This is a genomic window from Polaribacter pectinis (assembly GCF_014352875.1).
Classification (GTDB): Bacteria; Bacteroidota; Bacteroidia; order Flavobacteriales; family Flavobacteriaceae; genus Polaribacter; species Polaribacter pectinis.
On the sequence record NZ_CP060695.1, the window covers coordinates 1,251,329 to 1,266,617 of the forward strand.

Here is a 15,289-nt window from a genome sequence, read left to right on the forward strand (position 1 = left end):
AATAGTTTTTTAAAACTTCAAAAAAAATACGGATACTTTTTTTAAAAGTATCCGTATTTTTACATTATGGAATTTAAATTGGTGTCAGAATTTTCTCCTACAGGAGATCAACCACAAGCAATTAAAGAGCTTTCAGAAAGTATTATTGCAGGAGAAAAATATCAAACTTTATTAGGTGTAACAGGTTCGGGAAAAACATATACTGTTGCAAATGTTGTAAAAGAAGTTAAAAAACCAACTTTGGTTTTGGCACATAATAAAACATTAGCTGCCCAATTATATTCAGAATTTAAGCAATTTTTTCCTGAAAATGCAGTAGAATATTTTGTTTCTTACTACGATTATTATCAACCAGAAGCATACATTCCAGTAACGGGAACTTTTATAGAAAAAGATTTATCTATTAACGAAGATATAGAGCGTTTGCGTTTAAGTACTACTTCTTCCCTACTTTCTGGTCGAAGAGATGTTTTAGTTGTAGCTTCCGTTTCTTGTTTATACGGAATTGGAAATCCAACAGAATTCAAGAAAAATGTAATTCCTATTGAAGTTAATCAACAAATAGTAAGAACAAAGTTTTTACATCAATTAGTACAAAGTTTATATTCTAGAACTGAACATGAAATTAAAAGCGGAACTTTTAAGGTAAAAGGAGATGTTGTTACAATTTATCCCTCTTATGGAGATAACGGCTACAGAGTTCACTTTTTTGGAGACGAAATTGAAGAAATAGAATCTTTTGATTTAGAAAGTAATGCTATTTTAGAAAGCTTTAGCGAACTCACAATTTACCCTGCAAATCTTTTTGTTACATCACCAGACGTTTTACAAAATGCCATTCATCAAATTCAAGAAGACATGATGAAACAGGTAGATTATTTTAAAGAAATTGGAAAACATTTAGAAGCAAAACGTTTAAAAGAAAGAACCGAATTCGATTTAGAAATGATTCGTGAATTAGGTTATTGTTCTGGTATTGAAAACTACTCTAGATATTTAGATGGTAGAGAACCAGGCACAAGACCTTTCTGTTTATTAGACTATTTTCCTAATGATTATTTAATGGTTATAGATGAAAGTCATGTAACTATTCCGCAAACACATGCAATGTATGGTGGAGATAGAAGTAGAAAAGAAAATTTAGTTGAATATGGTTTTAGATTACCAGCTGCAATGGATAACAGGCCTTTAAAATTCGAAGAATTTGAAGCTATCCAAAACCAAACTATTTTTGTTTCTGCAACTCCTGCAGATTATGAACTTCAAAAAACTGAAGGAATTTTTGTTGAACAAATAATTAGACCAACAGGTTTATTAGACCCTGTAATAGAAATTAGACCAAGTTTAAATCAAATTGACGATTTAATTGAAGAAATTCAAGTTAGAGTAGAAAAAGATGAACGAACTTTAGTTACTACATTAACTAAAAGAATGGCAGAAGAATTAACAAAATATCTTACAAGAGTAGATATACGATGTAGATATATTCATTCTGATGTTGATACTTTGGAACGTGTAGAAATTATGCAAGATTTGCGTAAAGGCTTGTTCGATGTTTTAATTGGCGTAAACCTTTTAAGAGAAGGTTTAGATTTACCAGAAGTTTCATTAGTAGCAATTTTAGATGCAGACAAAGAAGGTTTTTTAAGAAGTCACAGATCTATAACACAAACAGTAGGTAGAGCCGCAAGAAACGTAAATGGTTTGGCAATTTTATATGCTGATAAAATAACCAACAGCATGCAAAAAACTATTGATGAAACTGAACGCAGAAGAGAAACACAAATAGCTTACAATACTAAAAACAACATCACTCCTACTCAAATTAATAAAAAAATTGACGATACATTATCTAAATCTGCCGTATCAAGTTATCATTATGATAATGCTAAACAAATAGCAGCGGAACAAGATTTACAATATTTACCCAAAGAAGAAATAGAAAAAAGAATAAGAGAAAAACGCAAACATATGGAAGCAGCTGCAAAGTCATTAGACTTCATTGTAGCAGCAAAATTACGTGATGAAATTGCTGTTTTAAAAGAGAAATTATAATTTATTTTTAAATAAAAATAAATTGGTAATAATTTTAAGTTAACTTTAAAAGATGATAAAATTTAAGAAAAAAGTTAAAGCCATTATTAAAACTTTAGACTGGTATTCTCCCTACCCAATTCTTTATAAGTTTGCAATGAGTAATAATGAACAAGAGGTATTTAACAAATATATTAAAAATTCTAAATCCTATTTAGAATTTGGTTCTGGAGGAAGCACTTTACGTGCATTACAAAAGTCAAAAGCAAAAATTTATTCTGTTGAGTCTAGCATAGATTGGATTAATTACCTCTCTAAATATTGGATTATACGTTTCGCAAAAAACAGAAGATTATTCTTTTACCCTATAGATATAGGAAAAACTGAAGCATGGGGCTACCCTATCTCTAATGAATCTAAACATTTATTTCCTAACTATTCTAATAGTGTATTTAGTGCTTTAGGATCAACTGAAATAGACACAGTACTTATAGATGGGCGTTTTAGAGTCGCTTGTGCTTTAAGTACTATCATTAATTTATCTAAATTTAATAACAACCCAAAAATTCTTATACATGATTTTTGGAATAGAGAACAATACCATATTCTATTAGAATTTTTAACAAAAATTGAAAGTGTTGATACCCTTGGCGTTTTCCAAGTAAAAGATAATTTAGACCTAAATTTAGTCAAAAGCAAATACGAAATTTATAAATATATATCAGAATAATAACAACTTAAAAAAAAAAAATGAAACAAACAATTACCCTTATCCTACTTCTTACATGTTTAAATACAATCGCTCAAATTAAATTTGAAAAAGGTTATATCATAAATAATAATGGCAAAAAAATAGAATGTTTGATTAAAAATGAAGATTGGCTTCATAATCCTTCAAACTTTATATATAAGATTGACAATACCTCTAAAGAAGTAATTGGAAACCTATATTCAATTAAAGAATTTGGGGTAAATGGATATAGTAAATATAACAGATTTAAGGTAGGTATTGATAAATCCAATACCAATGTAAACAAATTAAGTAAAAATAGAACGTATGATTTCGTTGAAGAAACTTTATTTTTAAAGGTTCTGGTTGAAGGAAAAGCCAATCTATATGTTTACAATGAAGGTAATATTGTAAAATACTTTTACAAAAAAGAAGACAAACCAATTTATCAATTAGAATATAAAGAATATTTAAATTCTAAAAATTATTTAGTGAAAAATAAAAATTATTTAACACAATTAAGATTAGATGTTTCTTGTGATAAAATCAATTATAAAAATGTTGATTATAATAAAAATAGTTTAGTAAAATATTTTTTAGCTTATAATAATTGTAATGACAGTAATGCTCCTATTAAAGATTACACGAAATCAAAAAGTAACAGTAAAACAAATTTTGGTGTTAAATTAGGGATAGGTAACTCATCAATTTTATATGAAAACTCTCTTTATGGTTATAGAAACATTAAAAGCAGTGGCATCAATTTAAGAATAGGTTTTGAAGCTGAATATGTTTTACCTTTCAATAAAAATAAATGGGCATTTTTTGTAGAACCAACCTACCAAACTTATAAAAGTGATATAGAAAGAGGAAACACACAAATTGGTGAGATAACCTATAATTCAATTGAAATTCCTATAGGAGTTAAACACTATATGTTTATAAATCAAAACTCCAAATTATTTTTGGATGGTGCTTACGTTATTGATTTTCCTATAAGTTCTAGCAGTGATTTCAATAATAGTGCTAATTTAGAAATAGACTCTTCACCTAGTGTAAATTTAGGCTTTGGATACAGCCATAAAAACAAATACTCTGTTGAAGTAAGATATTACCTCACTCGAGACCTTTCTGATAATTACCAATTTTGGCGTACAAAATATAGTTCTGCCTCTATTATTTTAGGTTATAGTTTCTAATAAAAATAAAAAAAAGCCTCACAAATTGTGAGGCTTTTTTTTATTTTATTTAAACTTAAAATCTTAAGCTCCTAAAACTTCTGCAACTTTATCAGCAGCTTCTTGAAATTCTGTAGCAGAAATAATTTCCATTCCAGAATTGTCTATTAATTGCTTTGCTTCAACAGCATTAGTTCCTTGTAACCTACAAATAATTGGTACATTAATTCTGTCTCCCATACTTTTATAAGCGTCTACAACACCTTGTGCAACTCTGTCACAACGTACAATACCACCAAAAATATTGACTAAAATAGCTTTTACATTTGGGTCTTTTAAGATAATACCAAAAGCAGTTTCTACTCTTTGTGCATCTGCAGTTCCACCTACATCTAAAAAGTTAGCAGGCTCTCCTCCAGATTCTTTAATTAAATCCATTGTTCCCATTGCTAAACCAGCTCCGTTAACCATACAACCAACATTTCCATCTAAATCTACATAGTTTAAACCAGCAGCTTTTGCTTCAACCTCAATTGGGTTTTCCTCTCTTAAATCACGCATTGCTGCATAATCTCTGTGTCTATATAATGCGTTTTCATCTAAAGAAACTTTAGCATCAACAGCCATTATTTTATTATCTGAAGTTTTTAATACTGGATTAATTTCAAACATAGAAGAATCTGAACCAATATATGCTTTATATAAGTTTGTAACAAATTTTGTCATTTCCTTAAAAGCAGTTCCAGATAAACCTAAATTAAAAGCAATTTTACGTGCTTGAAAAGGCATAATTCCTAATAAAGGATCTATTTCTTCAGTAAAAATTAAATGTGGAGTTTCTTCTGCAACAGTTTCAATATCCATTCCACCTTCAGTAGAATACATAATCATGTTTCTACCTGTTGCTCTATTTAAAAGAACAGACATATAATATTCATCTGGTTCAGAATCACCAGGATAATAAACGTCTTCACAAATTAAAACTTGATTTACTTTTTTACCTTCCGCAGATGTTTGTGGTGTAACTAACATCATTCCAATAATGTCATTAGAGATGCTTTCCACTTCTGCTAAATTTTTAGCTAGTTTTACTCCTCCACCTTTTCCACGACCACCAGCGTGAACTTGGGCTTTAATAACATGCCAACCTGATCCTGTTTCTGCTGTTAATTGTTTTGCTGCATCCACAGCTTCTTTATGGCTACTTGCAACAATTCCGCGTTGAATTCTAACGCCAAAACTGCTTAAAATTTCTTTTCCTTGATATTCGTGTAAGTTCATTTGTAAATGTTTAAAAACGTTAGCAAAAGTACAAATTCAGAAATGATATTCTGCAAAAATTAGACAAAAAAACCGTGCGAAATTTAATCTTATAAATTTCTTTAAGAAATATTTAACACTTAACTAATGTAACACACTCAATTTTATGATGTCTTTCTTATAATTAACATGATTTTATGATTTATCAACAGAAAGGATAAATACATTCGTATTGTGTTTACACATTAATCAACCAATTTACATGTTCAAACAAATCACTTTACTTCTGATTTCATTTCTTTTTTTAAATCAGTTATCGGCACAGAATCAAAAAAATCGTAAAAAAATTAAAACAACAAGAGTTTCTAAAGCTCCAAAAATAGACGGAATCTTAAATGATGAAGCTTGGAAAAATGCTGAAGTTTGTACTGATTTTGTTGTTTTAAGACCTGCAAACGGAGATCTTGTTTCTTCTGAATACCAAACAGTTGTTAAAGTAATTTATGATAATGATGCTGTTTACATTTCAGCACAAATGAATGATCCAGATCCAGAAAATATCCCAAAAGAATTCTCTGTACGAGATAATTTTAGTCAGGCAGATTTTTTCTTGGTTACAATAAACCCAAATGATGATGGACAAAACCCTTTTGAATTTGTTGTACAAGCCACTGGAAACCAAGCAGATTCTAAGGTATCTAATGGAAATGAAGATTTTAATTGGAGTGCAGTTTGGGAAAGTGAAGTTTCTACAGATGAAAATGGTTGGAATGTAGAAATAAAATTGCCTTACAGAGCTATACGTTTTGCAAATAGACCTGTACAATCTTGGGGATTCAATTTTCATAGAAGATTAGAAAGATTAAACGAACAACACACTTGGACTCATATTGATAATTCTGTTGGAAGATGGACGCAATATGATGGTTTAATTGAAGATTTTAGAGACATAAAACCACCAACAAGATTAAATTTATATCCATACGCCTCTGCAACATCGGTTTCTTTTGATGGTGAAACTAATTACGATTATAGTATTGGTATGGATTTAAAATATGGTTTAACAGAAAATTTCACTTTAGACGCTACTTTAATTCCTGATTTTAGTCAAGTAGGATTTGATAATGTTGAATTAAATCTAGGGCCTTTTGAACAACAATTCTCTGAACAAAGACAATTTTTTACAGAAGGAACCGAACTTTTTAACAAAGGGAACTTATTTTATTCTCGAAGAATTGGTAGCTCTCCTATTGATCAATTTTATAAAGAAAGAAGAAATGATAAAGAGTTTGAAAATAATGTAAAAGTAAATGACAAGCTTATAAATGCACCAGAAAAGGTAACCATGTTAAACGCCATAAAAGTTTCTGGTAGAACTAAAGGTGGTCTAGGAATTGGTTTTTTTAATGCTATTACAGAAAAAACAACTTCACAAGTAGAAAGAACAGAACAGACAATTAATGGTTTAGATACTGTTTCTGTGAAGAGTAATTACGAAACAGTATTAAGTCCTTTTACCAACTATAATATTATGGTTTTAGACCAACAGTTTAATCAAAATTCTACTGTTACTTTAATTAACACAAATGTAACAAGAGATGGAAGGTTTAGAGATGCAAATGTAACTGCATTAGATTGGCATATAGAAACAAAAGATAGCAAATACAATGCAGATGGCTCTGTTAAAATGAGTAATATTTCAGATGATGTAAATAACCCAAATACAGGTTACACATTTGATAATAGTTTTGGATATAATTCCGGACATTGGAATTGGGAAATTGGTTACAACTTTGAAAGTAAAGACTTTAATTCTAATGATTTAGGTATTCTGTTTTCAAATAACCAACAATCTATTTATGGAAGTGCAGGTTGGAGAACTTTAAAACCAACAAAAAAGTTTAACAATTATAATTTCAATTTTTACAACGAAGCAAATTTTCAACACTTTTCAGGCGTTTACACTGGTTACAATGCCGGTTTTGGTGCAAGTGCACAAACTAGAAAACGTTTTACTTTCGGAGGAAATTTTAATTACGGAACAGAAAATAGAGATTATTTTGAGCCAAGACAAGGAACTACAAGTGGTATCTATTTTTTAAGACCTGAAAGAAAAAATGTGAATGCTTGGATTTCTACAAACTCACAAAAAAAGTTTCAAGTAAATGCAGATATATACTACACAGGCTACTCAAATCATCCACAAAATGCACATGGCTTTGGTGTTAGTCCACGTTACAGATTTACAAATAAATTTTCTTTACAATACCGATTAAACTATAACAAAAACAACAATGATCAAGGATATGTTTATGATGACAGAGATGATCCAAATGACGATATTGTTTTCGGACAAAGAGATAGAAAAAGTTATACAAATTCAATCTCTGGAAAATACAATTTCAGCACTAACTCTTCACTATCATTAAGTTTTAGACACTATTGGGGATCTGTATCTTACAATGATTATTTTAATTTAAATGCAGATGGTTCTTTAACAGAAAATAATAATTATATGGGTGAAGATGTGAATTTTAATAGTTGGAATTTAGACTTAAACTATTTTTGGCAATTTGCTCCAGGAAGCCAATTAATAGTATTTTATAGAAATTCTATCTTTAATGAAGACACAAATTCAAATTTAAGTTTTTTCAAAAATTTAGACAATCTATTTCAACAAGCAAATCAGCACACGCTTTCTGTAAGATTTGTATATTTTATAGATTACAGCTCAATCAAAAATATTTTTTAAATAATATCTTTTTTTTAAAATAACTTGAAATCAGAAGCACAAGCAAGTGTTTCTGATTTCTTTTTTATACTTTCGTATCAAACATTTTTTAAGTATGATAATTGGTAAAAATATTCACAAATATTATGGTGATGTAGAAGTTTTAAAAGGGGTAGATTTACACATTAAAAAAAGTGAAATTGTTGCTATTGTTGGTCCTTCTGGAGCAGGAAAAACCACATTATTACAAATATTAGGTACTTTAGACAAACCTTTAAAAGAACAAGATTTTGAGCTATCTTTAAATGGTATTTCACTAAAAAACTTATCAGATAAAGATTTATCATCCTTTAGAAATAATCATATTGGTTTTATCTTTCAATTCCACCAATTATTGCCAGAATTTACAGCATTAGAAAATGTTTGCATACCTGCATATATTGGAAAAAAATCAAAACAAGAAGCTGAAAAAAGAGCAAAAGAAATTTTAACTTTTTTAGGATTATCTCATAGAATAAACCACAAACCTAATGAACTTTCTGGTGGAGAACAACAACGAGTTGCCGTTGCAAGAGCACTAATTAACAATCCTTCAGTTATTTTAGCTGATGAACCTAGTGGTAATTTAGATAGCGAATCCGCTAAAAATCTACATGAACTATTTTTTAAACTTCGTGATGAATTCGGACAAACATTCGTTTTAGTAACTCATAATGAAGAACTTGCAAAAATGGCCGATAGAAAATTAGAAATGATAGATGGTAAAATAATTTAGAGCTGTAACATTTTGTCATTTTAGACAACTAACTTATAAACACTAAAATGAAACAAACTTTCTTTAATATTATTAAATATCTAAAAAACCCTATTTTAGAACAAGACTCAAACACAAACTTAAATTATCGATTTAAAATATTTTTAAAAATACTTGTTATTAGTCTTGTAACAGGAATAGTAATTTCACCAATTTATGCGTTAATTGAGCATTTTGGACTAATTAGTATGGACAACCACAAGGTTGAAAAAATGTTTGAAGGTATGTCTAAACTTCAAATTCTATTAGCTGGTGCTATATTAGTTCCAACAATTGAAGAGCTTATCTTTAGAGGCCCAATTACAGCTTTTAAAAAACCAAAAGCCTTTAAAATTGCTTTCTACTTTTTTGCGTTAATTTTTGGTTTTGTACATATTTCGAATTTCGATTTCACTCCTGCAGTTATATTGCTATCACCACTTTTAGTCTTACCACAAATACTTTTAGGTGGTTATTTTGGATATATTAGAGTGCGCTTTGGGTTACAATGGTCTATATTATTGCATGGAACATATAATGGAGTACTGATATTATTAAGTTTTATTCCAGAATTTGCTTAAAATGAAAAAAGAAGCACTGAAAGAATTTTTAGATGAAAAAGTAGTTCTATACAACAATCCAAAATTTATAGAGTCAGATCCTATACAAATTCCGCATCAATTTTCTTTGAAAGAAGACATTGAAATAGCCGCATTTCTAACTTCAATTATTTCTTGGGGAAATAGAACAATGATTATTAGAAATGCTTCTAAAATGATGAACTTACTAGATGATTCACCTTATGACTTCATCTTAAACCATCAAGAAAAAGATTTAGAAAATCTACAAAGTTTTGTTCACAGAACATTCAACCATATTGATTTACAGTGTTTTATTAAATCTCTACAACATATTTATAAAAATTATGGTGGTTTAGAAGAATCACTTTTAATCAAAGACAAATCCAAAACCTATCAAACTTCCATCAATAATTTTAAAAAAGTGTTTTTTGAAGTTGAACACCAACAAAGAACACAAAAACACATTTCTGATCCATTAAAAAACTCTGCAGCTAAACGTATTAACATGTTCTTACGTTGGATGGTTAGAAACGATAAAAAAGGGGTAGATTTTGGACTTTGGACAAAACACAGTCCAGCAAATCTTTCTTGTCCTTTAGATGTACATTCTGGCAACGTAGCAAGAAAGCTAAAACTACTTTTAAGAAAACAAAACGATTGGAAAGCAGTTGCGGAATTAGACAATAGTTTAAGACAACTAGACAAAAACGATCCAGTAAAATACGATTTTGCACTCTTTGGATTGGGAGTTTTCGAAAAGTTTTAATTAGAAGTTAACAACTGTTTTTTGATTCCTTTTTTTGTGATAAATTCGTTTTTTATACTATTGAAACAAATTATAAATGCAATTTAAAAATCCAGAAATACTTTACTTTTTAGCACTGCTTATTATACCTATTTTGGTGCATCTTTTTCAGTTGCAAAAGTTTGTAAAAGTACCCTTTACAAATGTTGCTTTTTTGCAAAAATTAGCACAACAAACTCGTAAAAGTTCTCGTGTAAAAAAGTGGTTAATTCTAGCAACAAGAATGCTTTTATTTTCAGCGATACTTTTTGCTTTTTCTCAACCTTATTTAAGTAAAAAAAATATTGACAAAAAGCAACACACTTTTATATATTTAGACAATTCTTTAAGTACAAATAGCAAAGGTAAAAAAGGGAATTTATTACAAATTGCATCTCAAGAAATAATAGAAAATACATCTGAAAAAAACACATATTCCTTGCAAACAAATTCAGAATTTTACGAAGAAATTAGTAAATCTGAATTAAAAAATATACTTTTAAAAACTAAAAATAGTTCTAAAAAATTAGATTTATCGACTGTTTTCTTAAAAATATCATCAGAAAACAAAAACAAAACCAACACTTTAAATAATAATATATTAATTTCTGATTTTCAGACTACTTACAAAAAAAAGTTTACAAATGTAACACCTGCTTTTACAGCTATAAAACTAACTCCATCACAAAAAAATAACATTTATATAGACAGTGTTTTTATCAGTAATGAAAACACCGAAAACTTTACGGTAAATGCAATTGTAAAAAATATTGGAGAGAAGCAAAACAATATTCCAATAGCAATTTATGATGATAACAAATTGATAAGTAAACAGTCCTTCCCTATTACTGAAAACGAAGAAAAAATAATTCAGTTCACAATTAAAAATCAACCTAATTTTTCAGGAAAACTAGAACTAACTTTCAGCGATACTTTTTCTTTTGACAACATCTTTTATTTTCATTTAAAAAACACAAATAAAATTAATGTTTTAGCGATTGGAAATGATTCTAATTACTTGTCGAAAATTTACACTGAAAAGGAATTTAACTTCACAAATTCCTCACTTCAAAACATAAACTATAATGCCATTCTTAAACAGCAATTAATCATCTTAAATGAAGTAGAAAATATTCCTGAAATTTTAAAAAATCGTTTAATGGATTTTTCTAAAAATGGAGGTCATTTAGTAATTATACCAAATGAAGAATCTGACATTTCTTCTTACAATAATTTTTTATCAAAATTAAAAGCCGGGAAACTTGAACCAAAGAAGAAAGACACTTTAAAAATTACAAACATAAATTATAATCACCCACTTTTTAAAAATGTGTTTTCTAAAAAAGTGACTAATTTTCAATATCCGAATGTTAGAAGCCTCTACCCTATTTCGTCAATAAAAAGTAGTAAAATTGTAATTTTTGAAAATAACACAGTTTTTTTATCGCAAATAAACACGAATTCTGGGAAGATTTATTTGTTTTCGAGCGCTATCAACAAAAACAATAGTAACTTCTTAAATTCACCTTTAATTGTGCCCGTTTTTTATAATTTCGGGAAATTAAGTTTTAAACACGCACAATTATACTATAGAAATAGTCAAGAAAATAAGATTGATATAGAAACCAAATTAGGGAAAGATGATATTTTATCCATCTCTAATTCTGAATCATCTTTTATACCTTTACAACAAACCTATCAAAATAAAGTAACAATTACCACAAACCAACAACCTACAGAAGCTGGGTTTTATTCTATCTTAAAAGAAAAAGACACCATCGCAAAATTGGCTTTCAATTTCCCGAAAGAAGAAAGTTCTTTAGATTTTTTAGACCTTAATGAGTTTAAGGCAGCTAATAAAAATATTACAATTTCTACTTCAATAAAAGACGTTTTTAAAGATATTGATAAAAAAAATGAAGTTCATTGGCTTTGGAAATGGTTTTTAGCTTTGGCAATTGTATCTTTGTTATTAGAAATTTTGATTTTAAAATTCTATAAACCATGACCACGCTTATAAAATCGGCAACGATTATAGACACTTCAAGCCCATATCATAATCAACAAAAAGACATTTTAATCAGTGATGGATTCATCCAAAAAATTGCTGATAATATTCCTAATAAAAAGGAATATCAACTTGTAAAAGAAGAAAACCTACATGTTTCTTGTGGTTGGTTCGACACAAGTGTTTCTTTTGGTGAACCAGGTTACGAAGAACGAGAAACCATTAAAAACGGATTGCAAGTTGCCGCAAAAAGTGGTTTTACAGCAGTAGCAGTGAATGCAAATTCTAATCCTGTTATTGATAATAAATCTGCTGTAGAATTTTTAATTAACAAAGCTAATGGTTTTACAACAAACCTCTATCCTATTGCTGCTTTAACGCAACAAAGTAAAGGTGAAGAAATGGCAGAATTGTATGACATGCAACAATCTGGTGCAATTGCATTTGGCGATTATAAAAAACCAATTGCGAATGACAATTTAATGAAAATTGCACTTTTATACGCTCAAAATTTTGATGGTTTGGTTTTTAGTTTCCCAAAAAACAACTCTATAGCTGGAGAAGGAATTGCTAATGAAGGAATTAATAGTACAAAATTAGGTTTAAAAGGGAATCCTGCTTTGGCAGAACACATACAAATTGCTAGAGATTTATTTTTGTTAGAATATACTGGCGGAAAACTACACATTCCAACTATATCAACAGCAAAGTCAGTAGACTTGATTAAGGAAGCAAAAAAGAAAGGTTTGCAAGTTTCTTGTAGCGTTTCTGCACATCATTTAACACTTACAGATGATGAATTGCATAGTTTTGATAGCAACTACAAAACGAATCCGCCATTAAGAACAAAAACCGACATTAAAGCCTTGCAAAAAGGTGTGAAATCTGGTGTAATAGACATTATTACTTCAGATCATAATCCTATGGATATAGAATTAAAAAAGGTTGAATTTAGTCAAGCTAAATCTGGCACAATTGGTTTAGAGAGTTTGTTTGGCGCAGTAAATTCAGTTTTAGACCTAGAAGATTTTATTGAAACAATTACGTCTAAACCTAGAACTATTTTTAGACTAGAAGAAGCATCTATTTCTGAAGGAAAAAAAGCCGATATTTCTATTTTTAATCCTGATGATGAATATCTTTTTACTAAAGAACATATTTTATCAACTTCTAAAAACAGTGCTTTCATCAACAAAAAGATGAAAGGAAAAGTATATGGCGTTTTTGTCAATAATCAACTAATATTAAATTCTTAAATTATGGAAAACCAAACAGTAAACGAAGGAAAAACAATGGCTATTATTAGCTATATTACAATAATTGGAACTATTATAGCTTTTATAATGAATAGCAGCAAGAAGAATTCTTTTGCTAGCTTCCATATCAGACAAATGATTGGTATTTTTCTTTTATCGATGATTAATAAGTATCTTATTTATGATTTTCTTGGCTCTACTGCTGGTTGGATTGTTGGAGTTATTATTTTTGTTTTTTGGATAATTGGCTTTATAGGTGCAGTTAAAGGAGAAGAAAAATTAGTTCCTGCAGTAGGAGAACATTTTCAAAATTGGTTTCAAGGAATTTAAGATTTATGAGTGATTTACATTATATAGTTAGAGAACCAAAAAAGTCAGTAGAAAATCCGCCTTTATTAATTTTGCTACATGGTTATGGAAGTAACGAGCAAGATTTATTTTCTTTTGCAGAAGAATTGCCAGAGAACTTATTAATTGTAAGTGCACAAGCACCACTTTCTATGGGTTTTGGAGCCTATGCTTGGTATTCCATAAATTTTGATGACAAAAACGGAAAGTTTTCAGATTTAAAAGAAGCTAAAGAATCGATTGATAAAATCGCTCTTTTTATAGACGATATTAAAAAGAAATACAACACAAATGCTGATAAAACTTTTCTTTTAGGTTTTAGCCAAGGTGCAATTTTAAGCTATTCTTTAAGTTTTTTCTACCCAAATAAAGTACAACACGTAATTGCATTAAGTGGTTATATAAATACTGAATTATTACCAGAAAATATTTCCAAAGAAATTACAACTAATTATTATTGCTCTCATGGTTCTGTAGACCAAGTTTTACCTGTAGATTGGGCAAGAAAAAGCAAACCTTTTTTAGATAAATTAGGTTTTGAAAATGTGTATTCAGAATACCCAGTTGGACATGGAGTTGCTCCACAAAACTTTTACAGTTTTAAAAATTGGATTGAAAAGAATTTGTAGGTTAATTTATTTTTAAGTCTAAAAACACATATTATATTTATCCTTACCATTTAAAATGAACATCCGTAATTACTTTATAATTTTTTTCTTAATATTTAATTTACTTTCTTGTAAGAACAAAAACAATGCAAAAAAACCGGATGAAGTAACTAAAAATACTCCATCGGATTTACAAGTTGATCATTTTAATATTTGGGTAACAAACCCGAAAAAAGCAAAAGAAAAATTAACAGAAATCGGATTTACATCTGTCCCTGATTCGCTCTCTGCAATTCATAAAGGACAAGGAACCGCAGGAAGATACTTTCATTTTTTAAATGGATATCTCGAGTTAATTTTTGTGTACGACCTAAAAGAATTAAAAGATAACAACCTCATAAATAATGATTTAGGTTTTACTAAAAGAGCTAACTTTCAAAAAAATGGAGCTTCCCCTTTTAGTATCGCTTTAAAAGTTAAAAATTATGATGTAGATAAAATTCCTTTTGAAAAGGTTGCATACCACCAAGATTGGATGGAAGAAAACACTAATATTTTTTCTGCCAAGAATTCAAAAACACATCTTAATGAACCTTCAATTTTTGTTGTTTACCCTGAGATTGAATCACCTACATTTGAATCAATAAAAGCTTTAGAAAACACTCCTAGCGAAGATTCTTATTGGAAAAGTTTTTACAAACACCCAAATGGAGCTAAAAAAATTACTCGTCTAATTATTACTTCTAAAAATTTAGATTTAAAAACTACAACTATTAAAGCGGTTAACGGAATAGAAAATGTAACTGTTAAAAAGGGAAAAGAACATTTAATGGAATTATATTTCGATAATAATGTTCAAGGAAAAACATTTGATTTAAGACCAGAATTACCATTAATAATAAACTTGTAGTAAAAGTCTCAAACAGCTAAATATTGTAATATCACCAAAACTACACCATCAATATTTATTATTTTCAA

The 15,289-nt window shown here is 28.8% G+C and carries 13 protein-coding genes; 12 read left to right on the forward strand and 1 reads right to left on the reverse strand.

What is annotated here, in order from left to right:
- Nucleotides 1-66 precede the first annotated feature (66 nt).
- From uvrB to H9W90_RS05905, 3 genes are read left to right on the forward strand one after another with little or no spacing between them, the layout of a single operon-like run.
- Nucleotides 67-2,055 carry an excinuclease ABC subunit UvrB gene (gene uvrB / locus H9W90_RS05895; RefSeq protein ID WP_187483525.1) on the forward strand — a complete coding sequence of 663 codons (1,989 nt, stop codon included), beginning with the start codon at nucleotides 67-69 and terminating at the stop codon, nucleotides 2,053-2,055.
- A gap of 52 nt (nucleotides 2,056-2,107) precedes the next feature.
- The gene (locus tag H9W90_RS05900) at nucleotides 2,108-2,764 is read left to right on the forward strand and encodes a hypothetical protein (RefSeq protein WP_187483526.1); all 657 of its coding nucleotides are present in this window, start codon (nucleotides 2,108-2,110) and stop codon (nucleotides 2,762-2,764) included.
- Between the two features lie 20 nt (nucleotides 2,765-2,784).
- Nucleotides 2,785-3,963 (forward strand): porin family protein, encoded by a 1,179-nt coding sequence (locus tag H9W90_RS05905; RefSeq protein WP_187483527.1) that lies wholly within the window; start codon nucleotides 2,785-2,787, stop codon nucleotides 3,961-3,963.
- Nucleotides 3,964-4,026: 63 nt separating this feature from the next.
- Here the strand turns inward: H9W90_RS05905 and sucC are convergent, their stop codons facing one another.
- Complete coding sequence (gene sucC / locus H9W90_RS05910) at nucleotides 4,027-5,223, reverse strand: ADP-forming succinate--CoA ligase subunit beta (RefSeq protein ID WP_187483528.1); 1,197 nt, start codon at nucleotides 5,221-5,223, stop codon at nucleotides 4,027-4,029.
- A gap of 241 nt (nucleotides 5,224-5,464) precedes the next feature.
- Between sucC and H9W90_RS05915 the strand changes: the two genes are divergently transcribed.
- The 9 genes from H9W90_RS05915 to H9W90_RS05955 all read left to right on the forward strand — a co-directional run bounded on the left by H9W90_RS05915 (nucleotide 5,465) and on the right by H9W90_RS05955 (nucleotide 15,221).
- Nucleotides 5,465-7,954: a DUF5916 domain-containing protein gene (locus tag H9W90_RS05915; RefSeq protein WP_187483529.1), complete on the forward strand. Its 2,490-nt coding sequence runs from the start codon at nucleotides 5,465-5,467 to the stop codon at nucleotides 7,952-7,954.
- Nucleotides 7,955-8,048: 94 nt separating this feature from the next.
- Nucleotides 8,049-8,708, forward strand: coding sequence for an ABC transporter ATP-binding protein (locus H9W90_RS05920; protein WP_187483530.1), 660 nt, complete (start codon nucleotides 8,049-8,051; stop codon nucleotides 8,706-8,708).
- Nucleotides 8,709-8,755: 47 nt separating this feature from the next.
- A complete protein-coding gene (locus tag H9W90_RS05925; protein ID WP_187483531.1) occupies nucleotides 8,756-9,307 on the forward strand; it encodes a CPBP family intramembrane glutamic endopeptidase in 552 nt (183 codons plus the stop codon).
- Nucleotide 9,308: 1 nt separating this feature from the next.
- Nucleotides 9,309-10,073, forward strand: a complete 765-nt coding sequence (locus tag H9W90_RS05930; RefSeq protein ID WP_187483532.1) for a TIGR02757 family protein — start codon at nucleotides 9,309-9,311, stop codon at nucleotides 10,071-10,073.
- 76 nt (nucleotides 10,074-10,149) lie between these two features.
- Entirely contained in the window at nucleotides 10,150-12,099 is a 1,950-nt protein-coding gene (locus H9W90_RS05935; protein WP_187483533.1) for a BatA domain-containing protein, read from the forward strand.
- Nucleotides 12,096-13,355 (forward strand): dihydroorotase, encoded by a 1,260-nt coding sequence (locus tag H9W90_RS05940; RefSeq protein WP_187483534.1) that lies wholly within the window; start codon nucleotides 12,096-12,098, stop codon nucleotides 13,353-13,355. The genes H9W90_RS05935 and H9W90_RS05940 overlap by 4 nt, the downstream gene beginning before the upstream one ends.
- A 3-nt stretch (nucleotides 13,356-13,358) precedes the next feature.
- Nucleotides 13,359-13,685, forward strand: coding sequence for a DUF4870 domain-containing protein (locus tag H9W90_RS05945; protein WP_187483535.1), 327 nt, complete (start codon nucleotides 13,359-13,361; stop codon nucleotides 13,683-13,685).
- A gap of 5 nt (nucleotides 13,686-13,690) precedes the next feature.
- Nucleotides 13,691-14,332 carry an alpha/beta hydrolase gene (locus H9W90_RS05950; RefSeq protein ID WP_187483536.1) on the forward strand — a complete coding sequence of 214 codons (642 nt, stop codon included), beginning with the start codon at nucleotides 13,691-13,693 and terminating at the stop codon, nucleotides 14,330-14,332.
- Nucleotides 14,333-14,387: 55 nt separating this feature from the next.
- On the forward strand, nucleotides 14,388-15,221 hold the full coding sequence (locus tag H9W90_RS05955; RefSeq protein WP_187483537.1) for a VOC family protein: 834 nt from the start codon (nucleotides 14,388-14,390) through the stop codon (nucleotides 15,219-15,221).
- The last annotated feature ends 68 nt before the right edge of the window (nucleotides 15,222-15,289 follow it).